The sequence below is a fragment of the Thioalkalicoccus limnaeus genome, from assembly GCF_041197575.1.
Lineage (GTDB): Bacteria > Pseudomonadota > Gammaproteobacteria > Chromatiales > Chromatiaceae > Thioalkalicoccus > Thioalkalicoccus limnaeus.
On record NZ_JBDKXB010000002.1, the window covers coordinates 1 to 26,542 of the forward strand.

Consider the following 26,542-nt stretch of genomic DNA (forward strand, 5'->3'; position numbering starts at 1 on the left):
GGCCAGCGAGCCGTCGCCGAGCAGGAAGACGACCGGCTGCAGGCCGCGCAGCGGGTCGAGCGCCGTCTCGGGCGAATCCGCCACGTCGAGCACCAGGCGCAGCTCGTCGGCGACTCCGCCGACCTCGTAGTCGAGGTGCGCCCAGAAGCCGTGCAGGTCGCGGCCGGCCCAGCGCCGGCCCGGCGTCTCGACATAGACGCACCACTCGGGCAGATGGAACAGCGTGTCGGTCGGCAGATCCCCGCTCAGCGGCGTGTCGGCCAGCGCCGCGGCGAGATCCGGATCGAAGCGGTAGATCCCCTGGCTCACGCGCCAGGTGGCAAGCGCCCCGACGATGCCCAGGTGATGAATCCGCGGCGGGTCGACGCGCCCATCGGCGCCGCTTAAGATCGCGGCGAAACCCTGCAACGGCAGGAAGCACCACTCCGGCCAGTCCGGGACCTCCCGGCCGCGCTGGGCACGCAGCCGATCCGTGTCGCGCCAGGCGTTGGGATAAGCCCGGCGGACCGCGCTCAGGATGGCGCGCGGACGCACGGTGTCGCCGGCCGGTGAGCGGGCCGGATCGCGGTGATCGGATACCATGGGACGAAACCGAGGGACGAGGACCTGTGGACGCCATAGCGTGCGCACCAGTCTAGCGAACCGCCTCCCCGTTGACGAGATCGATGCCGGGTCGCACACGCGCCCGATCCCCCAACGTCCTTCACTCGGCCTCGTCCAGACCCTGGCGGCGCCAGAGAAAGCCCCTCCGGGCCGCACCCGTCGCGCTCGGAATCCTCGTGCGCTTCCTCAGATCGAAGGCGTCGCCTCCAATCCGTCTGCTAAAGTCACGATGGACCAGCGAATACAATGGCACATGGACCATTCGAAGGATTGCGCGTGGCGGCCCGTCCCGCGAACCGTCATTGAAGAGATGCATAGATGAGGTGTGTCGCTGCCCAGCTGGGCGCTTCAGCGCGCGCGCCAGACGACGGCGAGCCGCTGAGCCTCGCGGCGGTTTCTGCTACGAGTTGAACGGGTTATTCGCCTCCTTGCTGCGTGCCTTGGGGTTCGATGTCGTGATGCTCGAGGCTAGCGTCATGGATGGTCGCGGCGAGTTCGGGCCGGCGTTCGACCACATGACCTTGGTGGTCACCCTCGACGAGCGCTGGATCGTAGATGTCGGCTTCGGCGACTCCTTCCGCGAGCCTTTTCGGCTGGCTGAGCGTGCGGAGCAGGAGCAGGAGCAGGAGCAGGGACAGCTTGCTTACCGCATCGAGGAAGGCAGTGGTGGCCGTCTGATTCTGATGAAAGCCGGATGGGACGACGGGTATTTGTCCGGCCAGCTATTTTAGACCGGCTGATGGCACGTTCTGCCCAAGTCCATCCGCGAGCCCCTGGGCCTGAACCTCGGCCAACGCTTCTTGGTGAGACCGAGGGAGCACGGGATCGAGCTGGTACCCTGCGAGGAGCCGACGCGTCGGGCAAAAGTACGGGAACGGTGTCGTCTCTCGATGGGGCGGCGCGCGTCGGCGAGGGGTTGGGTGGGATGGGCCCCGCCCGACCGAAAACGAACCCCGACGGGACATTTTGGCCAGCCTTGAAAAACACCATTGGCGCCAGCAGTTCCGGAGGGCGCCGCGATCGGCCCCCACGAACCGGAGCACCTCGATGTCCCAGACCCTGGTTTCTGGTCGTCGCCCACGCGAGACCTTGAGCTACTTGAATTGGCTGATCAACCCGTACCATGGCCTGGATGTCACCCAGGTGTACGATCTGCTTGCGGACCGATCACCGACGCGTGGGCTCTATCTGAATCTCGGCTACTGGGACCAGGCCGAATCGCTCGATGAGGCCTGTCAGGCGTTGGCCGCGTTGATGGCCGATGCGGCAGAGATGGGGCCAGAGGATTGCGTCCTCGACGTGGGTTTCGGCTTCGCCGATCAGGACCTCTTCTGGGCTCGCGCCTACCGGCCCAAGCAGATCATCGGGCTCAATATCACGGCCTCGCAGGTGGCAGTGGCACGCCGCCGCGTCGCCGAGCTCGGACTCGATGACCGAATCGACCTTCGCTTGGGATCGGCAACGCGGATGCCGATCGAGGATGCCACGATCGATAAGGTCGTGGCGATGGAGTCGGCCTTTCATTTCGACACGCGGCAGGCCTTCTTCGAAGAGGCCTTCCGCGTCCTCCGCCCGGGTGGTCGGCTGGTCCTCGCCGATATCCTGCCGATGCCGAAGGTCGCAGGAACCTGGCGACGAATCGAACACTGGTGGAGCTGGCGCCAGACCGCCGGCAAGTTTCGGGTGCCGGTCGACAATTTTTATACGCGCGATCAGTATCCGGCGCGGCTGGCCGCCGCGGGCTTCGGCGAAAGCCGTGTGGTTTCGATTCGCGATCAGGTCTATCGACCCTTGCACGAGTACCTGGCCGGTCATCGCGAGGGGTTGTCCCGGCTGCACCCGGCATTGCGCTTGGCGATCGGCATTGCGCTCAGGATCGATGCCGACCGGATCTACCGAGGCCTAGACTATGTTCTGGCTACCGCCGAGAAGCCCGCGTAGCGGCGCATAGGTAGCCGATGAGGGAAAGGGAGATGGTTGTGGACATCGTGTTTCTGCGCGGATTGCGGATCGAAACCGTGATCGGCATCTATGACTGGGAAAAGGCGATCCGCCAGCCGGTCATACTCGACCTCGAGATGAGCGCCGATGTCGCCCGCGCCGCGGCCTCGGACCGGATCGAGGACGCCCTCGATTACAAGGCCGTCTCGAAGCGTCTAAAGGCCTTCGTCGGCGACAACCGGTTCGAGCTCGTCGAGACGCTTGCCGAGCGATGTACCGAGATCATTCGCAGCGAGTTCGGCGTCTCTTGGGTGCGGCTGACGGTCAACAAGATCGGCGCCGTGACCGATGCCGTCGATGTCGGCGTCATCATCGAGCGCGGCGCGCGGCCGACGACGGGCCGGGGCTGATGCCCTGGGCCTGGATCAGTGTCGGCAGCAACCTGGATCGCGAGGCGAGCGTGCGCGGTGCGGTCGCCGCGATGCGCCGCCGCTTCGGTGATCTGCGGCTGTCGTCGGTCTACGAGAGCACCGCGGTCGGCAGCGATGGCCCACCGTTCCTGAACCTGGTTGCCGGTTTCGCGAGCGAGGCTGGCGTCGCGGCGCTGAACGCGTGGCTGCGCGCGACCGAGGACGCCTTCGGGCGCATCCGCGGCCGCGATCGGTTCGCGCCGCGGACCCTGGACCTGGATCTGCTGACCTACGGCGAGCGGGTCGGCGTCGTCGACGGCTGCCGGCTGCCCCGCGACGAGATCCTGCGCTACGCGTTCGTGCTGGCCCCGTTGGCCGAGGTCGATCCGGACGGCCGCCATCCGGAGAACGGGCGCCGCTATCGGGAGCTGTGGGCCGAGTTCCCGAAAGACCGGCCGCCCTTGGTCCGAATCCCATTCGCCTTCGATTGACGAAAGTCTCGGCTCGCCGCGGCGTCAGCGTCCGGGTAGACCGCCGATGCGCAGCAGCCCGTCGATCATGGCCCCGGTCTCGTCTGCATCGCCGAGCCGTTCCGCCGGCGTCCAACTGTAGTCGGCTTCGAGCCGGTAGGACCCGACGAACTCGTCCGGGGCCTGTCCACCCCAGTCGCGCGGCGACAGCAGCGAGAAGAAGGTGCGCCCGTCGGTGCGTCGATAGAGATGATAGACCTGGCCCGGGCGGCGCTGGAACTGGCACTCGGCTTGTGTCAGGGCCTGTTCCTCGCGCGCCTCGTCGATGACCTTGCGTGCCTCGCTCTGCAGCGCGCGGATCTGATCGGCGATCACGCGCAGCTTTGCGTGGGTGCGGGCGCCGAGCATGGCCTCGGCGCGGGCGATCTCGGCGGCCAATTCCGATGCCTGAAACGCCGGTGCGAGGCGGCTGACCGGATAGGGCGCGCTGCGATCGGCTCCGTCGTGCAGTCGTGGTTTGTCGTCGTCAGTCATGATTTGCCTGGCGTCGAGCGTCGCTGCCTGCTCGCGCTCGACGCGCTCGTCATTGCTGAATGGTGCGGCCGCCGTCGACGGTCAGGATCTGGCCGGTGACATAATCGGCGTCGCGGATCAGGTACAGAAGCGCGCGCGCGATATCGCCGGGCGTCCCCGGACGACCCAAGGCGGTACGCGCGAGGATCGCGTCCTTGGCGGCGTCGTCGAGGCCCTGATCGGGCCATAGGATGGCCCCCGGCGCGACGCCATTGACCCGGATCTCCGGGCCGAGCTCGCGGGCCAAGGCCTGCACCATCATCGCATTGCCGGCCTTCGCGATCGAGTAGATCGGGTGGCCTTTCAATGGCCGCCGGCCGTGGATGTCGACCAGATTCAGGATACAGCCGTGGTGCTGGCGCAGCCAGGGCGCGGCCTGTTGCGCGAGGAAGAACGGTGCCTTCAGGTTGGTCCCGATCAGATCCTCCCATTGCGCCTCGTCGGCTTCGCCGATCGGCGTCGGATAGAAGCTCGAGGCATTGTTGATCAGCACGTCGAGCCGATTGCGAAAGCCGGCAACCTGCTTAAACAGTGCCGGCAGGCTCGCCAGGTCGCACAGATCGGCCTGGACCAGGCGCACCGAGTCCGGTCGCCTCTGCTCGAGCTCGCCAGCCAGTGCCTCGGCCGGTGCGCGCGATCGGCGATAATGCAGGATCAGGTCCATGCCCTGGGCATGGAGCAGCCGGCCCGTCTCGGCACCGAGACGCTGGGCCGCGCCGGTGATCAGCACCACGCGGCCGTCGAGGGACGCCGGGTCTGGCCTCATGGTCGCTCTCCATCGGTGATGACAGGGAGGGCGCCATTCTACCGCAACAGAGCGCGGCTGCCGCGAAGTGGCCCGCGAGGAGTTCGCCGATGCCCGATGCACGACACTGGTGCGATGATCCAGTCGCCGAGGCCCATAGCCGCGAGCTGGCCGAACGGATCCGGGCCGAGGCCGAAGCAGCCGGCGGGTCGTTGCCCTTCGACCGCTTCATGGAGCTGGCCCTCTATGCGCCGGGCTTGGGCTACTACATGGCCGGCGCCCGCAAGCTCGGCGCCGATGGCGATTTCGTCACGGCGCCCGAGCTCTCGCCGTTGTTCGGCCGGTGTCTTGCGCGTCAGTGTCAGGAGGCCCTCGCCGCGGTCGGTGGCGGCGACATCCTCGAGGTCGGCGCTGGTCAGGGCACGCTCGCGGCCCAGGTGCTCGGCCAGCTCGACCGGGACGGGCCACTGCCGCGCCGGTATCGAATCCTGGAGCTCAGCCCCGAGCTCGCCGATCGCCAGCGCACACGGCTTCGCGCGGCGGTGCCGCACCTGATGCCGCGTATCGACTGGGTCACCGGATTTCCCGAAGGCCTGCGCGGCGTCGTCGTTGCCAACGAGGTGCTGGACGCGATGCCGGTCCATCGTTTCGAGATCCTCGCCGACGGCTCCGTCGGCGAGGTCATGGTGACACCGACGCCGGATGGCCTTGGCTGGCAGGAATCCGTGGTCCCGGCCCGCTCGCCGGGACTGGCCGCCGCGGTGGCCGAGATCCAGGCCGACGGATGGGCACGCTCAGCCGGTGTCTGCGGCGAGGTCAACCTGCGCCTGGCGCCTTGGCTCGCGTCGCTCTCGGCGGCCCTCGACCGAGCCCTGATCCTACTCATCGACTACGGCTACCCGAGGTCCGAGCTCTACCATCCCGAGCGCCGTGCCGGGACCCTGATGTGTCATCATCGACACCAGGCCCATGGCGATCCGTACCGCGCGATCGGCCTTCAGGACATCACCGCCCATGTCGACTTCACGGCGGTCGCGCGTGCGGCCGCCCGTGCCGAGCTCGCGCTCGCCGGGTACAGTACCCAGACCCACTTCCTGCTTGGTTGCGGTCTCGATCGCTTGCTCGCCGAGGCGCCAGAGGACCCGCTGGCGTTGGCCCAGGGCGCGAAGCAATTGGTGCTGCCGACCGCGATGGGTGAACGCTTCCAGGTCATGGGCCTGACCAAGGGCCTGGAGTACCCGTGGCGGGGTTTCGCGCTGCGCGATCTGCGCGGTCGCTTGTGAGCGCCGTCGCTCGAACGGCCCGCACCCGCGCGATCAGCGCAGGTATCCGGGCACCACGGCCGCGATATCGGTGGCCCGGAGCCCGAGCTCGGCGAGCCCGTCGCGGGTGCAGACGTTGTCGGTTTGCAGCGACAGATAGTTGTCGCGGGTGAAGGGCTGGCCGGGCAGCCATTCGAAGACCCGCGCCTGGAGCCGCGATAGGCCATTGCCGAGGCCGACGACGCGGACCCGCCGGTCGATGGTGGCGGCCGTGTATTCGACGAGCTCCTGCAAGCGGAAGACGCGCGGACCGCACAGCGGGTAACGCTGTCCGTGGGTTGCCGGATCGGCCAGTGCGGTGTGCATCGCGGCGACGACATCGCCGACATAGACCGGGGCGAGGCGGGCATTCGGGCAGGCGAGCGGGAAGAAGCCGGGTACGATGCGCAGCAGCCCGGCGAAGCGATTGAAGAAACGGTCGCCACGGCCGAAGATCACCGATGGCTGGAAGCTCGTGACCGCGATGCCCGATTCCAGCGCGCGGTGGGCCAGGTCCTCGCCGGCGCCCTTGCTGCGCAGATAGCGGCTCCCGCCGGACAAGGCATCCGCATGCAGCGCGCTCATCTGCAGCAGGCGGCCGACGCCGGCGGTGCGGGCCGCGGCGACCAGGTGCTCGACCAGCTCGACGTGGACCCGCTCGAAGCGGCTGGTCCTAGTCTCGTTGAGGATGCCGACCAGGTTGATGACGGTGCCGCAGCCGGCCAAGTGGCGGCCGAGGTCTTCGGCGTCGAAGAGGTCGCCGGGGCGAACCTCGAGGCCGGGAACCAGGCGCAGGTCGCGGTAGCGTTCCGGGCGGCGCAGGATCAGGCGGCACGGGTAGCCCGTCGCGGTCAGGGCGTTGATCAGGTGGCGGCCGACGAATCCGGTGCCTCCAAGGATGCAGATAGGAGTCTTGTTCATGGTGCGGATGTTCTTGTTGGCGGAATCGGGAGCAGTGGTCGCCGGCCGCTTGACCTGGCACGCGCTGCGGCATTATCGCCGATCGGGGACGATATCGGGACCGCTCCCAGGCCTGTCACTCGCTGCCGCGTCCCCGGTGGATCGCAGCGCGTGAGCGCCTTGGAGCTCGTCGTCTACCTGGCGACCGGTGCCCTCGCGGGCCTGTTGGCCGGGCTGCTCGGGGTCGGTGGTGGCGTCATCATGGTGCCGGTTCTGATCCTGGTCTTCATGTCGTTGGGCCTGACCGCACACTGGATACCGCATCTGGCCGTGGGGACGTCGCTCGCGACCATCGTCGGCACCGGGCTGGCGTCGGTCTGGGCCCATCAGCGCCGTGGAGCGGTACGCTGGGATCTGACCTGGCGCCTCGCGCCGGGTCTGGTGATCGGGGCCTGGCTCGGCGCTGCGCTCGCCGGTTGGCTGCCGGCGCTCTGGCTCAAACGGATCTTCGCGATCTTCCTGTTGATCGTCGGTCTGCGCATGATCTGGCCGCGATCGGTGCATTCGGCCAGCACCCTGCCCGGGCCCGCCGGCCTGTTCGCCGCCGGGTCGGGTATCGGTGCCTTGTCGGCGCTGGTCGGGATCGGCGGTGGTACTCTGACTGTCCCACTCCTTGCGCGCGGTGGGATCGACCTGCGGCGAGCGGTGGCGACCGCAAGCGCTTGCGGTCTGCCGATCGCGCTGGCCGGGGCGACCGGCTTCATGCTGGTCGGCTGGGGCCGTGACGGGTTGCCCGCGGCCAGCACCGGCTTCGTCTACTGGCCGGCGGTCGCCGCGATGCTCGTCGCGAGCATCCCGACCGCGCCGCTCGGTGCCCACCTCGCCCATACGCTCCCGGTGACCCTGATCAAACGGTTCTTCGGCCTGCTGCTGATGCTGGTCGCGGCCCGCTTGTTATTCGCCTGACCGGGCCGCAGCAGGCGCTCTGGCAAAACCCTTGCCGAGGCGGGTCGGGATCGGCGTTAATCAGCTCTTCGTCGGACCCCGTTCACCATTCAGCCGCGAGGAGGGCTCATGTGTCTCGGTATCCCGATGCAGATCCGCTCGATCGACGGGTTCGTCGCCCGGTGCATGGCGAAGGGCGTCGAGCGGGATGTCAATCTGCTGATGCTCGGCCACGAGACGCTCGCGGTCGACGACTTCGTCGTGGTCCATCTGGGCTACGCCATCGAGCGGATCACCGCGGAGCAGGCCGCGGTGGCCTGGGAGCTCTATGACCAGATGCTGGACCAGGACGGCCGGTGAAGCCATGCCCCGTCAGCCGGCCAGGCGCCGATACTTGATCCGATGCGGCTGATCGGCCTCGGCGCCGAGACGCCGATGGCGATCCGCCTCGTAGTCGGCATAGTTGCCCTCGAACCAGGTCACGGTCGAATCGCCCTCGAAGGCCAGGATATGGGTCGCGATGCGATCGAGGAACCAGCGGTCGTGGCTGATCACGACCGCGCAGCCCGGGAACGCGAGCAGTGCCTCCTCGAGGGCGCGCAGGGTCTCGACATCCAGGTCGTTGGTCGGCTCGTCGAGCAACAGCAGATTGCCGCCACTCTTGAGCAGCTTGGCCAAGTGAACCCGGTTGCGCTCGCCGCCGGACAGGTCGCCGATGCGCTTCTGCTGGTCGACGCCGCGGAAGTTGAAGCGGCTGACATAGGCCCGTGACGGCATCTCGTAGCGGCCCACGACGATGTTGTCCGAGCCGTCCGAGATCTCTTCCCAGACGGTCTTGCCGTTATCGAGGGCGTCGCGACTCTGGTCGACGTAGGCGACCTGGACCGTATCGCCGATCCGCATGTCGCCACCATCGAGCCGTTCCTGGCCCGTGATCAGCCGAAACAGCGTCGTCTTGCCGGCCCCGTTCGGGCCGATCACGCCGACGATCCCGCCCTTCGGCAGGCTGAACGAGAGCCCATCGAACAGCAGCCGGTCACCATACCCCTTGCGGATCCCGTTGGCCTCGAGGACCAGATCGCCGAGCCGCGGCCCCGGGGGGATGTAGATCTCGTTGGTCTCGTTGCGCGCTTGGAACTCCTGGGACTGAAGCTCATCGAATCGGGCGAGCCGGGCCTTGCTCTTCGCATGACGGCCCTTCGGGTTGGCGCGCACCCATTCGAGCTCGCGTTGCATCGTCTTGATGCGGGCCGCTTCCTGTTTCTGCTCCAGTTCGAGTCGTTGCTCCTTCTGTTCGAGCCACGACGAATAGTTGCCTTCCCACGGGATGCCGTGCCCACGGTCGAGCTCGAGGATCCACCCGGCCACATTGTCGAGGAAGTAGCGATCGTGAGTGACGGCGACGACGGTACCCGGATACTCGTGCAGGAAGCGCTCGAGCCAGGCCACGGACTCGGCATCCAGGTGGTTGGTCGGTTCATCGAGCAGCAGCATGTCGGGTTTCGACAGCAGGAGTCGACATAGCGCGACCCGCCGCCGCTCGCCACCGGAGAGCTTGGTCACGTCGGCCTCCCACGGCGGCAGCCGCAATGCGTCGGCCGCGACCTCGAGGGTGCGCTCCAGGTTGTGGCCGTCGGTCGCCTGGATCAGATCCTCGAGCTCGGCCTGTTCCTTGGCCAGCGCGTCGAAGTCCGCATCGGGCTCGGCGTAGGCGGCATAGACCGCGTCCAGCCGGGTCAGGGCCGTCGTGATGTGGGCGAGCGCCTCCTCGACGTTGCCGCGCACGTCCTTGGTGTCATCGAGCTGCGGTTCCTGCGGCAGAAACCCGACCTTGATGCCCGTCTGAGGCCGCGCTTCGCCCTCGATTTCGGTATCCAGGCCGGCCATGATGCGCAGCAGCGTCGACTTGCCCGAGCCGTTGAGACCGAGCACGCCGATCTTGGCACCGGGGAAGAAGGACAGCGAGATGTCGCGCAGGATGACGCGTTTGGGCGGCACGACCTTGCCGACCCGGTTCATGGTGAAGATGTATTGAGCCATAGGTATCGCTTGACTGGGGTTGCGCACGGGCCGCTGCCGAGGTGGCGGCGGTGACTTCGATTGGTCTCGATTGTGCCGACCCGAGGGGTAAAAGTCCAAACCCGGCTGGTGCGAACAACGCTTCACGCGGTCACGTCTGGGCCACGCACATCGACACCGGCGGGTGCTTGGTATTCGTGTTGTCCCCCGGCCATGCCCGTTCCGCCGTGATCAGATCCTCTTGGTCTCGCTGGTGCCTTCCGCAGGGGGGGCGTAGTCCAGAACACGGGTTGCGGGGGGGGGGGGGCGATACCCTTTGCCGGGAGGTGGCACCTGGCCGATTCCCCGCGTGCGCCGTGGCTGCTCTTCGCCGAATGATGACGTAGAATCGAGCCAGCGCGAGCGTTCGCTCGACATCCGGAAGGTCTTCCGAAGACAGGAACCCGCGGAATCGGCAATAGCCATGCAACATGCCTACAAGCAGACGCTGTACGAACAGCTCGAAGCCCTACCCGAGGGCTTGACCGGCGAGATCCTGAGCGGCCAGCTGCATACGCAGCCGCGCCCCGCGGGTCCTCATGCGCGGGCGGAGACCGAGCTCAGCATCGACATCGGCAGTGCCTACGGCCGAGGTCGCGGCGGCCCTGGCGGTTGGTGGATCATCGTCGAACCGGAGCTGCATTTGGTTCGCGACCAAGAGGTCGCCGTGCCCGACCTCGCTGGGTGGCGAAAAGAGCGCATGCCGCAGATCCCCGACGACCATCGCTTCGAGGTCGTTCCAGACTGGGTCTGCGAGATCCTGTCACCCTCTACGGCTAGCAAGGACCGAGAGGTCAAGATGCCGGTCTACGCCCACTACGGTGTTGCCTACGCTTGGCTGGTCGACCCCAAGTGCCGCACCCTCGAGGCCTACGCCTTGACTGACGGAGACTGGCGTTTGCTCGCCGAGGCATCTGACTACGACACCATCGCAGTTGCGCCCTTCGATGCCTTGCAGCTGGATCTCGGCAATCTCTGGAGCTGACGCCCCACGGGGTCGGGCTGCGGTCCCGGTTCGGTGGCTTCTGGCGGGTGCGGCGTCGCTGGCCATCCTGCTGGCCAACCCGGTTGGTGCCTGGCAGGGCGCGCTCGAAAGCGGGGGACGGCTCTGGGTCGATCCCGATTCTCGACGCGCATTGCGCGATGATGGTGACCGCATGCGGCCCCTCTGGGACGGCGTTCACCGGCTCGACGATGGCTCGACGGTCATCGTTCGGGACGGTATCGTGGTGCCGACGCGGGAGATGCTCGAGGCTTGGCGTACTGGTCCTGAAGCGGCGGTTGCTCGCGATGGGCCGTGCGCCGAACTGGTTGTCTGGGTGTGTGGCGAACGCGATGAGTGCGCGGTGACGTCGGCCTGTGTTCAAGCGAGGCGATGGCTGAACGCCGAGCGCGCGGAACAGCGTCTGGTGCCCTACGAGGCCGGACGCCGGCCGGAGACCGAGACCAGCGCGGTCTGTCGCGCCGCGCTCGGCGATAGGGTCGGGTTTCCGGCGTGCGCCGCGGCCGACACACGCGGCGACGCGGACCTCGGTGCCTGTGAATCTCTGGTCGCGCGAGTCTGTGGTGACGCGAATCAGTGCGCCGACAGCCTGGCCTGTGACCCCGCTCGACAGCTGCTCGGATGGCAGCGAGACGCGGCCCGCGGTGGCGAGCGCCAGGCCGTGCGCGAGATCGAGGATCAATGCGCCGAGGCTGCGACCAACCCCTTCTTCGTGCCGTGCGAGTGACGGGTTATTCAGGTTTCGCACGGCGCGCTCCATCGGGTCGCCTGCGACGACGTTACACGTCGTCGCACGGCCGTTGGCGCAGGCCGCGCTGCCTGGGTGCGAGCGCGGCCGAACAGCATCCGGACCACGCGAGTGGCCTGGTACTCCAGTCGACCAGGGTCCTTATCCCAGGTCCGGACGTGGCCCTTCAGTTCACCGACGGCAGGCCGGCGAGCGCCATCGCTACCTCGGACTCATCGTAGACGAGATCCTTGAGCTTGCCAGCCATGTAGTCCGTGTAGGCCTGCATATCGAAATGGCCGTGTCCGGAGAGGTTGAACAGGATGGTCTTGGCCGTGCCGGATTCGCGGCACCGCTCGGCCTCCTGAATCGCGGCCCTGACCGCATGATTGGCCTCGGGGGCGGGCACGATGCCTTCGGCTTTCGCGAACTGGATGCCCGCGGCGAAGCACTCCAGTTGATTGTAGGACCGCGGCTCGATGTAGCCCAATGCCGCCAGGTGGCTGATCTGAGGGGCCATGCCGTGGTAACGGAGGCCACCGGCGTGGAAACCGGGTGGCATGAATCCGGATCCAAGGGTGTACATCTTGACCAGCGGCGTCAAATGGGCCGTGTCGCCGAAATCGTAGGCGAAGCGCCCCTTGGTCAGGGTCGGGCAGGCCGATGGCTCGACCGCGATGCAGCGCACCGCGCGGCCGCCGCGCAGCTGTTCGCCGAGAAACGGGAAGGCGATGCCGGCGAAGTTGCTGCCCCCGCCGGTGCAACCGATGACCATGTCCGGATAATCGCCAGCCATCTCCAACTGTTTCATCGCCTCGAGCCCGATCACCGTCTGGTGCAACAGGACATGGTTGAGGACGCTGCCCAGGGCATAACAGGTGTCGTCGCGTTTCGCGGCCATTTCCACGGCCTCGCTGATCGCGATGCCGAGGCTGCCACGGCTATCCGGGCGCTCGGCCAGAATCGCGCGGCCCGATTCCGTCAGGTCGCTGGGGCTGGCGATGCAGCGTGCACCGAAGGTCTCCATCAAGGCGCGGCGATAGGGCTTCTGCTCGTAGCTGACCTTGACCATGTAGATCTCGATCTCGATCCCGAATAAGGCCCCGGCCAATGCCAGCGACGAGCCCCATTGGCCGGCCCCGGTCTCGGTCGTGATGCGCTTGACGCCTTCCTGTTTGTTGTAGAAGGCCTGCGGGATCGCCGAGTTCGGCTTATGGCTGCCGGCCGGGCTGACCCCTTCGTATTTGTAATAGATCCGCGCGGGCGTATCCAGCGCGCGCTCCAGACGCCGTGCGCGATACAGGGGCGAGGGTCGCCATTGGCGGTAGACATCGCGCACCGGTCCGGGTATCTCGATGTCGCGTTCCTGGCTCATCTCCTGTTCGATCACGGCGCGCGGAAAGATCACGGCCAGATCGTCGGGCGTGACCGGTTGTTTGGTCGCGGGGTGCAGCACCGGTTGCAGCGGCTCGGGCAGATCCGCATTGATGTTGTACCAGGTCTTGGGCATCTCCCGCTCGTCGAGCAGGAACTTGACGGAATCGCTCATGGGCCTCGGGAGCCTCCTCTATGATGGATGGTCGTGAACCCGTCACGGCTGGCGCCGCTCGGCACCCCGATTCCCCAAAGCCAGGCCATGGGTGAACTTGGCGCGCTCCTCGTACCAAGAAGGTCGGCCGTGCCGCTCGTTGCGCGGACGCGTTGCGGACGGGTATTGTCCGCGATCAGGCCGATCGGCGCGAGTGGTCGAGACGGCGTTTGACTGCGGCCTTCGTCGCGGCTCGAGAACGAGCGTATGGCGCGACGGCCATTGCGCGCGCCCGTGTTCGACCTCATGCTGATGAGGCTACGCGTCGGCGCTCGCCTTGTCCGACGCACTACTCAACATCCGGTGGAGCGAGAGCCCTGATGAAGACGATCGATCGAGGCTATGCGGTGGACCATCTCGGGGAGTTGCTCGGTCTGGTCGAAGCCGGCGAGAAGGTGTTGATCGCGGACGGCGATCGCGGCATCGCGATCTTGGTGCCGGTCACCGAGCGCCCTCCGCACCTGGCGGTCGACGACGCGGACGTGCCGAACGACGAGGTCGAGCGGGCCTTTCACGGAGATTGACGTTCGCGCAGCCGTTTCACTTGGAACAGCGTATTGCGCTCCTCCTCCTCCAGTGCGGATTGGATGAACTGGATCGTGCGCCGGTAGCGCGGGATGATGTTGTATCTGAGCGCATTGACCCGTTTCTGGGCCTTGCGCTGTTCCTCCATCAAACGATGAAGGGCCATCTCGACCTCGCCGAGGCGTGCCAACCGCACAGCGGCGTCGGCCAGGTGTTCGCGGGTCTCGTCGAAGCTCGCATCGGTGCCGAGCAGTCCAACCGGCTTCAGCGGGAGACGCTCGGCCGATACGGCGGGGTATTCGACGCCGAGGCTGCGGCGCGGCAGGATCTGCACTTGGAGGGCGGGCTCGCTGCCGAGGGCCACCTGGCGGATCCCGCGGCTGCCGAGGCGGAGATGCGTGATGGCGAGACAGCGATAGGCCCGTTCGAGCCGTCTCTCGGCCTCGTCGCGCAACCGGCCGTATTCGCCGATCCGTTCGTACACGAGACGAGTCAGGAGTTCACGTTTCCTCTCGAGCAGATCGTGCCCTTCCTCGAGGAAGCGCACCTGCTTCTTCAGCTTGAGGAGCGTGTTCTTCGTCGGAGGTACCCTGATCAGTTGTTGTGACATCGTCTTCGTCCTCGGTTACGGGGCGGGTCGTGGATCCGTGCTGACGACGGCCGGCGTGCTCAGGCGATGCCGAGCAGCGGCTTGGCCAACAGGAAGACCATCGCCGTGATCAGCAGGATCCCGGCAACGCTGAGCCGCGCGCCGGCCCGGACCATGTCGATCACCTGCAAGCGCTCGCTGCTGAAGACGATCGCGTTCGGGGGCGTGGCCACCGGAAGCATGAAGGCGCAGGACGCCGCGAGTGCGACCGGCACTGCGAGTAGCAACGGGTCGAGCGCGAGGGTCACAGCAAGTGCCGTCGTCAATGGCAGCAGGGTGGCCGCGGTGGCCGTGTTGCTCGTGATGTGGCTGAGCAGCATCGCCGTTGTCGCGACCATCGCGACCAGGACCGCGATCGGCAGAACGGACAGTCCGCGCAGGATCTCGGTCAGATGGCTCGCGAGCCCGCTGTTATCGATCGCGGTGCCGAGGCTCAGCCCACCACCGACCAGCACCAGCACGCCCCAGTGCAGCCGGCGCGCCGTTTCCCAGTCCATCAGGAAGGGTTGACCGCGGGAATCGGAGGGGATCACGAATAACAGCAATGCGCCGAGGATCGCGATGCCCGGATCGGTGATCATCAGGCCAGGAATCCAGGCGTCGATGACGGGCCGCGTGATCCAGGCGAGCGCCACCAGCACGAAGACCAAGGCGACCCGACGTTCCGGCCTGGTCATCGGGCCCAGGTCGGCGTGCTGGTCTTGCAGCAGCTGGTGGATGGCGGCGATCGGGCGGCGCGAGACCGGAAAGACCCAACGGGTCAACACCCACCAGGTCAGCGCCAGCATGAGCAGGGCCACCGGCAGGGCCATCATCATCCACTCGCCGAAGCCGATGTGGACATCGTACAGGTCGGCCATGTATCCAGCCAACAGCGCATTCGGCGGGGTGCCGATCAGGGTGGCCATGCCGCCGATGTTGGCCGCGAACGCGATCCCGAGCAACAAGGATGGTGCCATGTTACGGGCGTCCTCGTCCTCGCAGCGCTCCTCGATCATCGTCAGCACCGACAGGCCGATCGGCAGCATCAAGGCAGCGGTCGCCGTGTTGCTGACCCACATGCTCAGACCGGCGGTCGCCACCATGAAACCCGCAACCAGGAAGTCCAACCGCTGACCGGCAAGGCTCAGGATCTGCAGTGCGATACGCCGGTGAAGGTTCCAGCGCTGGATGGCCTCGGCGAGGATGAATCCACCGAGGAACAGAAAGACCAAGGGATTCGCGTAAGGCGCGGCGGCCTCACCGATCGGCACGACGCCGAGCAGCGGCAAGAGTGCGACCGGCAGCAGCGCCGTCGCGGCGATCGGGATCGCCTCGGAGATCCACCAGATCGCCATCAAGGTCGTCAGCCCCACCACATGCCATGCGGCGGGATCGATGCCGCTCGGCGGGCCGACGAACAGAATCAGCAGAAAGGCAGCGGGTCCGAGCCAGAGGCCGATGCGACGGCGCCGAGACGGCCGGGTGACAGAGGGTTGCGCGTCGGAATACGACATGCCGGCTCCTTGGTCGGTTCGGTTGGACGCCATGTGCCAGGTGGCTCGAGATTGCGCTGGGGCGCGCGGCAACCCGCGCCCCGCGGTCGTAGCACGCCCATCGTGCATGCGTGCCAAGGCCCCGGGCGGCGCCCGTCTCCATCGCTGTGGCCCATCGTCCGGTCGGCGGACGATACGCCCGTCGGGTCCGCGGGCCGGCATGCGATGCCGGCGCCGATCCAGTATCATGCCGAAGTTTTCAACGTGCGATCGGCAAGGTATCAGGTGCTCGACGCAAACTCTCATGCCACCTTCCGCTGGCCCGTGCGCGTCTACTACGAGGACACCGACGCCGGCGGGGTCGTCTATTATGCGAATTATCTGCGATTTTTCGAGCGGGCTCGGACCGAGTGGCTGCGCCATCTCGGTTTCGATCAAGGGACTCTGCGGCACCGCGACGGCTTGGTTTTTGCCGTGCGTCGGACCAGCGTCGATTATCTGGCGCCGGCCCGGTTCGATGATCAGCTGTCGATCACCCTCACGCCGATCCGTTTGGGCCGCGCCAGTCTAGTCCTTCGGCAGGAGGCCGTCCGCGATACCGACGGGCTTTGTTGCGCGCGCGCGGAGGTTCAGGTCGCCGCGGTACAGGAAGCCGGTTGGCGTCCGTCTCGAATCCCCGATGACCTGTTGCAGGCGATCAGGCCATGAGCACCGACATGTCGTACCTCGACCTCTTGCTGCATGCGAGCTTGGTCGTTCAACTCGTTATCCTGGTGCTCCTCTTCGCCTCGATTCTGTCCTGGACCGTGATCTTCGATCGCAGCCGAGTGCTGGGTCAGGCCCGGCGGGGGGCCGAGGCCTTCGAGCGGAGATTCTGGTCTGGCGGCGACTTGAGCAACCTTTACCGAGACCTCGCTCAGGACGCGAAGGGTAGCCAAGGGCTGGCGGCGATCTTCCGAGCTGGCTTCAAGGAATACGCGCGCCTGCGGAAACAGGAGCCTGACCAGTCGGCCGTCCTGCAGGGTACCGAACGGTCGATGCGTGTGGTGCTGAGCCGCGAGATGGACCGACTCGAGACCCACTTGGCCTTCCTGGCCACTGTCGGCTCGACCAGTCCCTACATCGGTCTGTTCGGGACCGTCTGGGGGATCATCCACGCATTTCAGGCCTTGGGCAGTGTCGAGCAAGCAACCCTCGCGCTGGTTGCGCCTGGTATCTCCGAGGCCTTGTTCGCGACGGCCATCGGGTTGTTCGCGGCGATCCCGGCGGTCGTCGCCTACAATCGCTACGCGAACCAGGTCGAGCGTCTGAACAATCGTTACGAGGAATTCATCGAGGAGTTCTCGTCCTTGTTGCAGCGCCAGGGCCGGGGCGAGCGGACGGACTCCTGATTACGATGCCCAGGAAGCGTTCCCGCACCCGCCGCCGGCTGATGGCCGAGATCAACGTCGTCCCGTACATCGACGTGATGTTGGTGCTGCTTGTGATCTTCATGGTGACAGCGCCGTTGATCACCCAGGGTGTCCGGGTCGAGTTGCCGAAGGCCCGTGCGAACGAGATTGCTGGCGAGACCAGCCGGCCGGTGCTGATCACGATCGATCAGTTCGGCGATCTCTACGTCGATTTCGGCGGGCAAGGCAGTCTGCCCGTTGACGGGCGTCAGCTTCACGGCCATCTGCATCGCATCCTCGATGAACGGCCCGACACGCCAGTCATGGTCAGCGGGGATCACCGGGTCGACTATGGTCGTGTGGTCGAGGCGATGGTCATCGCCCAAGCGGCCGGTGCACCGCACGTTGGGCTCATTACGCAGTTGCCGGAGTACGCTGAACCCTGATCCATGTTGCAGATCATTCGTCGGAACCCTGCCGCGCTGCGCCGGGCCGTCGGCCTGCATCTCCTGATCGTGCTGATGTTGTGGGTCGGAACCGATTGGTGGAATCGGATCGAGCCCGCGGATTCGGGGCCGGCAGTGGTGCAAGCGAACCTCGTCAGCGAGGCACAGCTCGCCGAGTGGCTAGCCTTGTCGCGGCCACGCCCAGACCAGGGCGAGATACCGGATCGACTCGCTGACGAACGCATCGAGCCGGTCGTCGATCCGGATCAGGGCCGCGAGGCCGAAGAAGCGGCCCGACGTGAGGCCGAGGAAGAAGCGGCTCGACGTGCGGCGGAAGAGGAAGCCGCCCGACGCGCGGCCGAGGAAGCGGCCCGGCGTGCGGCGGAAGAGGAGGCCGCCCGACGCGCGGCCGAGGAAGCGGCCCGACGTGCGGCGGAAGAGGAGGCCGCCCGACGTGCGGCCGAGGAGGATCTGCTGATGGCCTTGGAGCGGGAGACCAAGACGCTCGAGCGTCAGCGCTCCAGCGAAGCGGATATCACTCCCTATGTCGCAGCAATAAGCGATCAAGTCGAGCGGGAGTGGGTTCGACCTCCCGGTTCCCCCCTCGATGCGGCATGCCTCGTCAGGGTCCGCCTCGAACCGACCGGGGACGTCGTCGCCGGCAGTGTCAGGGTGATCGAAGGCAGTGGCGATCCCGCCTTCGACCGGTCCGTGATCACGGCCATCTATCGGGCTTCGCCGCTACCGGTCCCCGCCGGCCCGGAATTCGAGCGATTTCGAGAGTTCCAGTTTCGCTTTTCACCGTAACCGAGGTGAATCAAGACATGTTGCGATCTCTGTTGACCGCATTGTTGCTCGCATTCGGCGCGATCGCGTCGGCGCAGGCCCAGCTGACGATCGAGGTCACCGGCGGGGTCGAGGGTGCTCAGCCGATCGGGGTCGTGCCTTTCGGGGTCGACGCCGAGCTGACGCCGCCGGTCGATGTCGCCGCCGTCATTGCCGCGAATCTAGCCCGAACCGGGCGCTTTCGTGTGATGCCCCACCGTGAGATGTTGAGCCAGCCACACCGTGTCGAGGATGTCGACCTGCGCGAATGGCGCCAGCAGGGCGCGAACAGTCTCGTGATCGGCCGGATCCTGCCCGGGTCGGTCGGCGGGTTCCAGATCGACGTCGCGCTGCTCGACGTCTTCAGCGGAGAGGAATTGCTCGCCATGTCGATGCCGGCAAGCGTGGCCGGCATGCGCCATGCCGCGCATCGGATTGCCGATGCGATCTTCGAGCAACTGACCGGGCAGAAAGGGGTCTTCTCGACTCGTATCGCCTATGTGGCGGTCCAGGACGACGGCGGGGACCCGAGGATGACGCTGCGGGTCTCGGATGCCGATGGCTACAACCCGCAGACGATTGTGTCCTCCCGCGAGCCTCTGCTGTCGCCGGCTTGGTCCCCTGATGGACGCCGGATGGCCTACGTTTCGTTCGAAAAGAAACGCTCGGCCATCTACTTGCAGGAGTTGGCCACCGGGCGCCGCGAGTTGCTCGCGAGCTATCCGGGCATCAATGGTTCCCCGGCCTTCTCCCCGGACGGCAATCAGCTCGCGATGACCTTGTCGAAAGACGGCCAGCCCGATATCTATGTGCTCAACCTGGTCAATCGGCAATTGCGCCGTCTGACGGACCATCATGCGATCGATACCGAGCCGGCCTGGTCGCCCGACGGCAGCGAGATCGTCTTCACGTCAGACCGTGGCGGGCAAGCGCAGATCTATCGTATTCCGTCCGTGGGCGGCGAGGCACGGCGAGTGACCTTCCAGAACGACTACAATGCCCGCGCTGCGTTTGCCCCGGATGGTCGGTCATTGGTGTTGGTGACCCGTGTCAATGGGCGATATCGGATCGCGCGACTGGACCTCGCGACGAATCGCGTGCGGCTCGTCAGCGGCGGGCCGCTCGACGAATCGCCGGGGTTCGCCCCGAACGGCACGATGGTGATCTTCGCGACCCGGCACGACGGCCGCGGCGTCCTCGCGACCGCATCGACCGATGGTGCGGTCACGCAACGCCTGACGCAGGAACGGGGTGACGTGCGCGAACCCGCCTGGTCGCCATTCGTCGAGTGAGGGAAAAGACGTGCTCAGGTATTCGTTTCCAGTCGCTATCGCGCTCTTCACCGTGATCCTGGGTGCCGGTTGCGAGACGGTCCAGAAGGCGCCGCCGTCGGCCGTCCCGAGCGCCGAGCCGACGGTCCCTGAGGTCGCACCGCAGGCGGTCGCGGCCCCGGCCCCGTGGGATGATCCGGCAAATCCGATTCATCGCCGTACGCTCTATTTCACCTACGAGCGCAGCGAGATCTTGCCCGAATACGCGGCCCTGCTCCGCGTGCATGCGGGTTTTCTGGCGGCGCACCCGAATGTGCGGGTGATCATCGAGGGCCATGCGGACGAGCGCGGGACGCGCGAATTCAATCTCGCGCTGGGTGAGCAGCGGGCGCAGGCCGTGCGAGGTTTTCTGATGGCCGAGGGGATCCCCCCGGCACAGCTCGAAACAGCCAGTTACGGCGAGGAGAAACCGGCGAGCCCCGGCTATGGCGAAGCCTCATGGGCGCAGAACCGGCGAGCCTTTCTTGACTACCAGAGGCCTTGAGTATGACCCCCCTATCGCGCGCAATGCCGGCTATCGTTCTGCTGCTCGCCGGGCCTGCCATCGCCGACCCGGCCCTTGATGCGCGGGTCGCCCGCCTGGAGCGGATCCTGAGTACGCAAGGCCCGTCGGAGTTGCTGATCCAGGTCCAAAGGCTGCAACAGGAGGTCCAGGAGTTGCGGGGCCTCGTCGAGACCCATCAGTTCCTGCTCGAACGACTCCAAGGCCAGGGAGGATCCGGGACGACGATGCGCGGGGACCCTTGGACCTATGAGGATTCGTACGAACGGGATCCTTGGGGCACTGTCCCGATCACCGATCAAGGAGCGGATCCGGGCACCGATCGGTCGGGTGCGACCTGGCCATCGAGCGAGAGGCGCGATCCGGCAGGGAGCTGGGCCGATGAGCGTCCGTCGGCCCCCGGGATGTTGGCTCTGCCGTCCCCTGAAACAGCCAGTCCCAGCGAGCAGGAGGCCTATCAGCAGGCCGTCGAGCGGCTCAGGGAGCGCGATTACGACGGGGCCATCACGGCCTTCCGCGACCTGCTCGAGCGCCATCCTGCGGGTCGCTATAGTACGGATGCGCACTTCTGGCTCGGCGAGACCCTTTACGTCACGCGCGACTATGCTGCCGCGATGGCGCACTATGACCGGGTCATCGCCGATGACCCGCAAAGCCCCAGGGTGCCTGCCGCGATGCTCAAGGTCGGTTACATCCATCACGAGGGGCGACGCCTGGACGCGGCTCGGGCGGTCCTCGAGGAGATCCCGCAGCGCTTCCCGGATTCGACCGAGGCAAGGTTGGCCCAGGATCGGTTGCGGCGCATCGCGCGAGAGCCGAATTGACGGCCCAGCGGGCTGCAACAAAAGGTTCGGTCGCTTCCGATGCGGCCGGTCTGCGGGTCACCGAGATCTTTCATTCGCTGCAAGGGGAGGGCTTGACGACCGGTGAGCGGACGGTCTTCGTGCGCCTGACCGGTTGCCCTTTGCGCTGCGTCTACTGTGATAGCGCCTACGCCTTTTCCGGTGGTAGGCGGATGGACATCGCCGCGATCCTGGCGCAAATCGCCGACTACTCGGTGCGGTACGTCTGCGTCACAGGTGGTGAGCCGCTTGCGCAACCGGGCTGCCGTTCGTTGCTCGCGGCACTCTGTGGGGCTGGTTATCTGGTCTCATTGGAGACCAGCGGGGCCTTGGATCTCACCGGCTTGGATCCGCGGGTGGTCAAGGTCATGGATCTGAAGACACCCGGATCGGGCGAGGAGCACCGTAATCGCTATGCCAATCTCGCGTGCTTGACGCCAGCCGATCAGATCAAGTTCGTCCTTTGCGATCGCGACGATTATCGCTGGGCCGTCGAGCAGATTCGTGTCCATCGGTTGGAGCGGTTGTGCCCGCTGCTGTTCTCGCCGGCCGCTGGACGGCTGTCCCCGAGGGACCTGGCCGACTGGATCCTGTCCGACCGGCTGCCGGTGCGGATGCAGATCCAGCTTCACAAGCTCCTGTGGGGGGATGCCCCGGGTCACTGACCCGGCCGGGCAGGGTCAGAAGCGCACGGCGGCGGCTGGGGTTCCGCGAATCTTGCGTACGATCGCCATCGCCATCTCGAGCGCCTGTTCGTAGTTGAGTCGCGGATCGACCTGCGTGCAGTAGGCCCGTTCCAGGTCGATCTCGTTCAAGCCGCGCGCCCCGCCGAGGCATTCGGTGACATCATCGCCGGTCAGTTCGAAATGGACGCCGCCGAGGCGGCTTCCGAGTTCGCGGTGGATATCGACGGCCAGACAGAGTTCATCGAGGATTCGCTCGAAACGCCGCGTCTTGTACCCCCTCGCGGTCGTCTCGGTGTTGCCGTGCATCGGATCGCACACCCATAGCACCGGCTGGCCGGTGCTTCGGACCGCATCGATCATCGGTGGCAGCTCGCGTTCGATCCTTTCGACACCGAAGCGATGGATCAACACCAGGCGGCCTTCTTCCCGGGTCGGATTCAATCGCTGGACCAAGTCCTCGAGCCAAGCCGCCGAGAGGCCGCCGCCGAGTTTGACGCCAACGGGATTGGCGATCCCGCGCATGAACTCGACATGGGCGCCATCCGGATCGGCGGTGCGAAAGCCGATCCAGGGTAGGTGGGTACTCAGGTCGAACCAGCCGTCGAACTGCCTCACTCGACGGGTCAGGGCCTGCTCATAGGGGAGATGCAGGGCTTCATGGCTCGCGAAGAACTGCACGCGCGCCAATTCCCCGGAATCACCGCATCCGACGACCTGCATGAAACGCAGGGACTCGCCGAGCGCATCGAGCACCTTGCGATAGTCGTCGGCCAACGGTGAATGGGCCATGAAGGCCAGATCCCAGTTCTCCGGGTGATGCAGATCCGCGAAACCGCTCTCGGACAGGGCGCGGATGAAATTCAGCGTCATCGCTGCGCGACCGTGGCCACGGAGCAGGCGCTTGGGGTCCGGGGTCCTGGCCTCTGGCGTGAACTCGGGGCCATTGACCAGATCGCCGCGGTAGCTCGGCAGGGTCAGTGGCCCGCGGGTTTCCAGGTCGGCCGAGCGTGGCTTTGCGTATTGTCCGGCGATGCGTCCGACACGAATGACCGGCTGCTTCAAGCCATGTACGAGCACCAGGCTCATCTGCAACAGAATCTTGAGCTTGTTGGCGATGACGTCCGATTGACAATCGGTGAAGTGCTCGGCGCAGTCGCCGCCCTGGAGCAGGAAACCATGGCCGGTGGCGGCCCGCGCCAACTGGTCCTTCAGCGTGTGGATCTCCCACGGGGTAACCAGCGGCGGGAGCTCCGCCAGCTCGGCGAGCGCGGCAGCGAGCGCGGCCTGGTCGGGATAGCTCGCCTGCTGGAGCGCCTTGCGCGACCGCCACGACTCGGGGGACCAGCCGTTCATTGTCTGACCTCTGCGCTCAGCGAGGGCCACGCTCGGCGAGTCCGTGCCGAGCGGTTCCCACCCGGTGAATCCGATTCGTCGAAAACGAGGCGTTCATGCCGTTGGACGTTTACTACAGGCTGTCGCCGAGATCGGTACGAAACTGAGCGACCAGGCGGTCTTGCCAATCGGACGTCGGGGCCAGGCGGCCGAAGAAGAAGCGCAGCAACTCCGGTTCCTCGACGAACCTCAGTCCTCCGACCAGGGCACGATGCTCGTACAGCCAGACGATGCGGTCGATCGCATACTTGACCTGCGACATCGTAAACACGCGCCGGGGGAGGGCGAGGCGCAATAGCTCCATGTCCGAATACCGCTCGCTGCCATCCGCATTGCGTTGCTCGGACAGGGTTCCGCGCTCCATCCCGCGAACACCGCTCACCAGGTACAGGGCCGCGGCCAACGCGCCAGCCGGATACTGCGCCTGAGAGAGATGCGGGAGGAAAGCCCCGGCGTCCAGATGACAGCCGAGCCCCCCTGGGGGCGTGATGACCGGGATCCCCTTCTCGACGAGCTGCTCGACCATGAATCGGATGAACTGCGGCCCCTGGCTGATCATGTCCATGTCCATGGTCTCTTCGAGACCGACCGCGATCGCCTCGATCTCGCGGACCGACATGCCGCCATAGGTGAGAAACCCCTCGTACAGCACGATCTTGTCGCGAATTCGCTTGTAGATCTCCTCGCTGTTCATGCACATGCCGCCGCCGCGTGCGCAACCGAGCTTGCGCGCCGAGAAGTAGATCAGATCGCACAGCCCGGCCATCGTGCGGGTGATCTCGCGCAGGCTCATATCCCGGCACTCGGGCTCGCGGAGCTTGTTGAAATACAGGTTGTCGGCAAGGAGGCTCGCATCCAGCACGAGAGGGATGCCATGCTTCTGGCACAGCTGGTGTACATCTCGCATATTCGCCAGCGAAACCGGTTGTCCACCGATCAGGTTGGTGCCGGCCTCGATGCGGACGAACGCGATTTGCTCGGCACCCTGGCGTTGGATCAGGGCGCGCAGTTTCTCCAGGTCGATGTCGCCCTTGAAGGGTTTGTCGCTCGTGATCTCGAGCGCGTCGGCCTTGTAGATCTCCTCGATGGATCCGCCATTCAGCGTGACATGGGCCTTGGTCGTCGTGAAATGGTAGTTCGTCGCGACGACGGTTCCTGGCTTGACGAAGACCTGGGCGATGATGTTCTCGCAGGCCCGGCCTTGATGGGCCGGCAGGAAGAAGCGTGTACCGAAGATGTCCTGGATTACGCGCTCGAGCCGAAAGAAGGTCTCGGACCCAGCGTAGCTGTCATCGGCGACGAGCATCGCGGCCTGCTGCCTGTCGCTCATCGCATTGACGCCACTGTCGGTCAGCATGTCGAGGTAGACGTCGCGGTTCTTCAGAAGAAAGGTATTGTTGCCCGCTTCGTCGATGGCGATCCGGCGTTGCTCGATCGGCAGCAGGTTGAGCTTCTGGACGATGCAGACCTTGTGCATCTCCAATGGAAACGACTCGCCCGAGTAGAATTTGATGTCGGCCACTTGATCAATCGCTCCAATTCGTAATACTGGTCGGATGGTCGGTGCACCCGCGCCAGTTCAGTTGTTGGTCGGAGCATCGGTGGATCCGACCCGAATGCGCAAGATACCATCCCGAACGTGCTCCCATCCAACCATTCGATCGCTTTGGTCGACGCCGGCACGGGCGGGATCTCGATGCCGAATGATCCTCGTGGCCAGGATCGGGTTCAGGCTTCGGGCGGTGGCCGACGGAAGCGCTTGGTTACCGAGCGTGCTCGCTTCAGTTGCAGCCGTTGTTCGCGCGATGCCTTCGTCGGCCGTGTTCGCCGCCGTGGAGTCGGTGCATGGGCAGCGCGTCGTAGCAGCTCGGCCAGACGTTCGAAGGCATCGGCACGGTTGCGTTCGCGGCTGCGAAACCGGTGGGCCTCGATCGTCAGGAAGCCCTCGGCGCTGATCCGGCGGCGGGCCAGTGCGATCAGACGCTCGCGCACCGCTTCCGGCAAGTCGCTGACACCGCGCACCTGGAAGCGCAATTGCACCGCGGTGGCCACTTTGTTGACCTTCTGTCCGCCTGGACCGGGTGCCCTGACGAAGCGTTCAGTCAGATCGCGCTCATCCAGGGTCAGATTCGGTGCGATCTCGATCACCGTCTCGGTCAGTAGAGCGCGGCCATCATGCGGCTGCGGTACCGGCTGACCAGCTCACCCTGTCCGCCGAGCAGGTCGAACACGGCGAGCAGTCCTTTGCGTCCCGCGTCGTCGCCGTAGGCGCGGTCTTTGGTCATCAGCAGGAAGAGTTGCTCGAGCGCGCCTTCGTAGTCGCCGCGGACCACGAGATGGGCGGCGAGTCGCTGTCGCGCGTCGCTGTCGCTGGGGTCCCGCGCGAGGCGGTCTCGCAGGGTCTCGGCGGCCGGGGCATCGCGCAGCAGGCTCGCGAACCGCAACCGGGCGCGGAGCGCGACGACCTCTGGATCATGGTGCAGCTCCGGCGGGACCCGCTCGAGCATCGCCTCGGCGGTCTCGATGTCGCCGCTGGCGGCCTTGAACTCGGCCTCGATGACCTGAAGCCACTTGTTGTCCGGGTCGCTGGTGCGGACCTGTTCGATCCATGCCGCGGCACCGGACAGGTCGCCTGCCTGCAACGCCCGCTGGGCACTGACGACCAGCGAGTCGGCTACCTTGCCGATATGGCGATCGAGGAAGTCGCGAATCTGGGCCTCCGGCAAGGCGCCGAGGAACTGGTCGACCGGTTGACCGTCCTTGAATAGCTGTACCGTCGGCAGGCTGCGGATACCGAAGTGTGCGGCCAGCTGCCGCTCTTCGTCGGTATTGACCTTGGCGAGGATGAATTGGCCTTGGTATTCGTCGGCCAGCTTGGCGAGCAGCGGCATCAGGGAGCGGCAGGGCGCGCACCAGTCTGCCCAGAAGTCGACCAGCACCGGTACCTGGTACGATGCCTCGATCACGTCCTGATTGAAGGTTTCCGTGGTCACCGTGACGATGAAGGGTGAGGCGTTCATGAACTCTTGCGCTCCCGACAGTCGTTGGGAAAATTGATTTCGCAACATAGATCGATTGGCACGTTGAATCAAGGCAATCCGCCCGATCGCGGGAACAGCGCCGCGTGCGCCATGTTCGGCGAGCCTCGATTGCATGTCGCGCGCGCTGCCGCGGTAGCCGGGCGCGAGCCGCCGGTCGGCCGGCGCTTCGGCAC

The 26,542-nt window shown here is 66.1% G+C and carries 30 protein-coding genes; 18 read left to right on the forward strand and 12 right to left on the reverse strand.

Going from position 1 to position 26,542, the window contains the following annotated elements; genetic code table 11:
* The coding region (locus tag ABC977_RS01580; protein ID WP_501040247.1) for an AcrVA2 family anti-CRISPR protein at positions 1–582 on the reverse strand (582 nt) is incomplete at its 3' end.
* Positions 583–665: 83 nt separating this feature from the next.
* On the opposite strand from ABC977_RS01580, the gene ABC977_RS01585 reads away from it, so the two are divergent.
* The 4 genes from ABC977_RS01585 to folK all read left to right on the forward strand — a co-directional run bounded on the left by ABC977_RS01585 (position 666) and on the right by folK (position 3,445).
* A complete protein-coding gene (locus ABC977_RS01585) occupies positions 666–1,334 on the forward strand; it encodes an arylamine N-acetyltransferase (RefSeq protein ID WP_369665482.1) in 669 nt (222 codons plus the stop codon).
* 316 nt (positions 1,335–1,650) lie between these two features.
* The gene (locus tag ABC977_RS01590; RefSeq protein WP_369665483.1) at positions 1,651–2,544 is read left to right on the forward strand and encodes a class I SAM-dependent methyltransferase; all 894 of its coding nucleotides are present in this window, start codon (positions 1,651–1,653) and stop codon (positions 2,542–2,544) included.
* A 38-nt stretch (positions 2,545–2,582) separates the two neighbouring features.
* The gene (folB, locus tag ABC977_RS01595; RefSeq protein ID WP_369665748.1) at positions 2,583–2,954 is read left to right on the forward strand and encodes a dihydroneopterin aldolase; all 372 of its coding nucleotides are present in this window, start codon (positions 2,583–2,585) and stop codon (positions 2,952–2,954) included.
* Complete coding sequence (folK, locus tag ABC977_RS01600) at positions 2,954–3,445, forward strand: 2-amino-4-hydroxy-6-hydroxymethyldihydropteridine diphosphokinase (protein WP_369665484.1); 492 nt, start codon at positions 2,954–2,956, stop codon at positions 3,443–3,445. Before folB ends, folK begins: the two co-directional genes overlap by 1 nt.
* 24 nt (positions 3,446–3,469) lie before the next feature.
* On the opposite strand, the gene ABC977_RS01605 is transcribed toward folK, so the two are convergent.
* Positions 3,470–3,958, reverse strand: a complete 489-nt coding sequence (locus tag ABC977_RS01605) for a DUF2452 domain-containing protein (protein WP_369665485.1) — start codon at positions 3,956–3,958, stop codon at positions 3,470–3,472.
* A 49-nt stretch (positions 3,959–4,007) separates the two neighbouring features.
* Complete coding sequence (locus tag ABC977_RS01610; RefSeq protein WP_369665486.1) at positions 4,008–4,763, reverse strand: pteridine reductase; 756 nt, start codon at positions 4,761–4,763, stop codon at positions 4,008–4,010.
* Between the two features lie 89 nt (positions 4,764–4,852).
* Between ABC977_RS01610 and ABC977_RS01615 the strand changes: the two genes are divergently transcribed.
* Positions 4,853–6,025 carry a class I SAM-dependent methyltransferase gene (locus ABC977_RS01615; protein ID WP_369665487.1) on the forward strand — a complete coding sequence of 391 codons (1,173 nt, stop codon included), beginning with the start codon at positions 4,853–4,855 and terminating at the stop codon, positions 6,023–6,025.
* Between the two features lie 33 nt (positions 6,026–6,058).
* Here ABC977_RS01615 and ABC977_RS01620 read toward each other — a convergent pair whose 3' ends face one another.
* Positions 6,059–6,964 (reverse strand): complex I NDUFA9 subunit family protein, encoded by a 906-nt coding sequence (locus ABC977_RS01620; RefSeq protein WP_369665488.1) that lies wholly within the window; start codon positions 6,962–6,964, stop codon positions 6,059–6,061.
* Positions 6,965–7,114: 150 nt separating this feature from the next.
* On the opposite strand from ABC977_RS01620, the gene ABC977_RS01625 reads away from it, so the two are divergent.
* Complete coding sequence (locus ABC977_RS01625; RefSeq protein WP_369665489.1) at positions 7,115–7,909, forward strand: sulfite exporter TauE/SafE family protein; 795 nt, start codon at positions 7,115–7,117, stop codon at positions 7,907–7,909.
* A 108-nt stretch (positions 7,910–8,017) separates the two neighbouring features.
* Positions 8,018–8,248, forward strand: a complete 231-nt coding sequence (locus ABC977_RS01630) for a HypC/HybG/HupF family hydrogenase formation chaperone (RefSeq protein WP_369665490.1) — start codon at positions 8,018–8,020, stop codon at positions 8,246–8,248.
* A gap of 12 nt (positions 8,249–8,260) precedes the next feature.
* Here ABC977_RS01630 and ettA read toward each other — a convergent pair whose 3' ends face one another.
* Complete coding sequence (gene ettA / locus ABC977_RS01635; RefSeq protein WP_369665491.1) at positions 8,261–9,928, reverse strand: energy-dependent translational throttle protein EttA; 1,668 nt, start codon at positions 9,926–9,928, stop codon at positions 8,261–8,263.
* 442 nt (positions 9,929–10,370) lie between these two features.
* On the opposite strand from ettA, the gene ABC977_RS01640 reads away from it, so the two are divergent.
* Complete coding sequence (locus ABC977_RS01640; protein ID WP_369665492.1) at positions 10,371–10,931, forward strand: Uma2 family endonuclease; 561 nt, start codon at positions 10,371–10,373, stop codon at positions 10,929–10,931.
* Between the two features lie 172 nt (positions 10,932–11,103).
* Positions 11,104–11,676, forward strand: coding sequence for a hypothetical protein (locus ABC977_RS01645; protein ID WP_369665493.1), 573 nt, complete (start codon positions 11,104–11,106; stop codon positions 11,674–11,676).
* A gap of 187 nt (positions 11,677–11,863) precedes the next feature.
* On the opposite strand, the gene ABC977_RS01650 is transcribed toward ABC977_RS01645, so the two are convergent.
* The gene (locus tag ABC977_RS01650) at positions 11,864–13,225 is read right to left on the reverse strand and encodes a TrpB-like pyridoxal phosphate-dependent enzyme (RefSeq protein ID WP_369665494.1); all 1,362 of its coding nucleotides are present in this window, start codon (positions 13,223–13,225) and stop codon (positions 11,864–11,866) included.
* Between the two features lie 359 nt (positions 13,226–13,584).
* On the opposite strand from ABC977_RS01650, the gene ABC977_RS01655 reads away from it, so the two are divergent.
* Positions 13,585–13,788 carry a type II toxin-antitoxin system Phd/YefM family antitoxin gene (locus ABC977_RS01655; RefSeq protein WP_369665495.1) on the forward strand — a complete coding sequence of 68 codons (204 nt, stop codon included), beginning with the start codon at positions 13,585–13,587 and terminating at the stop codon, positions 13,786–13,788.
* On the opposite strand, the gene ABC977_RS01660 is transcribed toward ABC977_RS01655, so the two are convergent.
* Complete coding sequence (locus ABC977_RS01660; protein ID WP_369665496.1) at positions 13,776–14,399, reverse strand: V-type ATP synthase subunit D; 624 nt, start codon at positions 14,397–14,399, stop codon at positions 13,776–13,778. The genes ABC977_RS01655 and ABC977_RS01660 overlap by 13 nt on opposite strands.
* A gap of 59 nt (positions 14,400–14,458) precedes the next feature.
* Positions 14,459–15,934 carry an SLC13 family permease gene (locus ABC977_RS01665; protein WP_439849140.1) on the reverse strand — a complete coding sequence of 492 codons (1,476 nt, stop codon included), beginning with the start codon at positions 15,932–15,934 and terminating at the stop codon, positions 14,459–14,461.
* 264 nt (positions 15,935–16,198) lie between these two features.
* On the opposite strand from ABC977_RS01665, the gene ybgC reads away from it, so the two are divergent.
* From ybgC to queE, 8 genes are read left to right on the forward strand one after another with little or no spacing between them, the layout of a single operon-like run.
* Complete coding sequence (ybgC, locus tag ABC977_RS01670; protein WP_369665498.1) at positions 16,199–16,621, forward strand: tol-pal system-associated acyl-CoA thioesterase; 423 nt, start codon at positions 16,199–16,201, stop codon at positions 16,619–16,621.
* Positions 16,618–17,304 carry a protein TolQ gene (tolQ, locus tag ABC977_RS01675; protein WP_369665499.1) on the forward strand — a complete coding sequence of 229 codons (687 nt, stop codon included), beginning with the start codon at positions 16,618–16,620 and terminating at the stop codon, positions 17,302–17,304. The genes ybgC and tolQ overlap by 4 nt, the downstream gene beginning before the upstream one ends.
* 5 nt (positions 17,305–17,309) lie before the next feature.
* The gene (gene tolR, locus ABC977_RS01680) at positions 17,310–17,750 is read left to right on the forward strand and encodes a protein TolR (RefSeq protein ID WP_369665500.1); all 441 of its coding nucleotides are present in this window, start codon (positions 17,310–17,312) and stop codon (positions 17,748–17,750) included.
* Between the two features lie 3 nt (positions 17,751–17,753).
* A complete protein-coding gene (gene tolA / locus ABC977_RS01685; RefSeq protein ID WP_369665501.1) occupies positions 17,754–18,557 on the forward strand; it encodes a cell envelope integrity protein TolA in 804 nt (267 codons plus the stop codon).
* 17 nt (positions 18,558–18,574) lie between these two features.
* Entirely contained in the window at positions 18,575–19,867 is a 1,293-nt protein-coding gene (gene tolB / locus ABC977_RS01690; protein WP_369665502.1) for a Tol-Pal system beta propeller repeat protein TolB, read from the forward strand.
* A gap of 10 nt (positions 19,868–19,877) precedes the next feature.
* Positions 19,878–20,390: a peptidoglycan-associated lipoprotein Pal gene (gene pal / locus ABC977_RS01695; RefSeq protein WP_369665503.1), complete on the forward strand. Its 513-nt coding sequence runs from the start codon at positions 19,878–19,880 to the stop codon at positions 20,388–20,390.
* Between the two features lie 2 nt (positions 20,391–20,392).
* Positions 20,393–21,232, forward strand: a complete 840-nt coding sequence (gene ybgF, locus ABC977_RS01700) for a tol-pal system protein YbgF (protein ID WP_369665504.1) — start codon at positions 20,393–20,395, stop codon at positions 21,230–21,232.
* Positions 21,229–21,915 (forward strand): 7-carboxy-7-deazaguanine synthase QueE, encoded by a 687-nt coding sequence (gene queE, locus ABC977_RS01705; protein WP_369665505.1) that lies wholly within the window; start codon positions 21,229–21,231, stop codon positions 21,913–21,915. The genes ybgF and queE overlap by 4 nt, the downstream gene beginning before the upstream one ends.
* A 15-nt stretch (positions 21,916–21,930) precedes the next feature.
* Here the strand turns inward: queE and ABC977_RS01710 are convergent, their stop codons facing one another.
* The 4 genes from ABC977_RS01710 to trxA form a co-directional block, all read right to left on the reverse strand.
* Entirely contained in the window at positions 21,931–23,289 is a 1,359-nt protein-coding gene (locus ABC977_RS01710; protein WP_369665506.1) for a class II 3-deoxy-7-phosphoheptulonate synthase, read from the reverse strand.
* 112 nt (positions 23,290–23,401) lie between these two features.
* Positions 23,402–24,850 carry a tryptophanase gene (locus tag ABC977_RS01715; protein ID WP_369665507.1) on the reverse strand — a complete coding sequence of 483 codons (1,449 nt, stop codon included), beginning with the start codon at positions 24,848–24,850 and terminating at the stop codon, positions 23,402–23,404.
* 206 nt (positions 24,851–25,056) lie between these two features.
* Positions 25,057–25,476 (reverse strand): alternative ribosome rescue aminoacyl-tRNA hydrolase ArfB, encoded by a 420-nt coding sequence (arfB, locus tag ABC977_RS01720; protein ID WP_369665508.1) that lies wholly within the window; start codon positions 25,474–25,476, stop codon positions 25,057–25,059.
* Positions 25,477–25,484: 8 nt separating this feature from the next.
* A complete protein-coding gene (trxA, locus tag ABC977_RS01725; protein WP_369665509.1) occupies positions 25,485–26,348 on the reverse strand; it encodes a thioredoxin in 864 nt (287 codons plus the stop codon).
* Positions 26,349–26,542 lie beyond the last annotated feature (194 nt).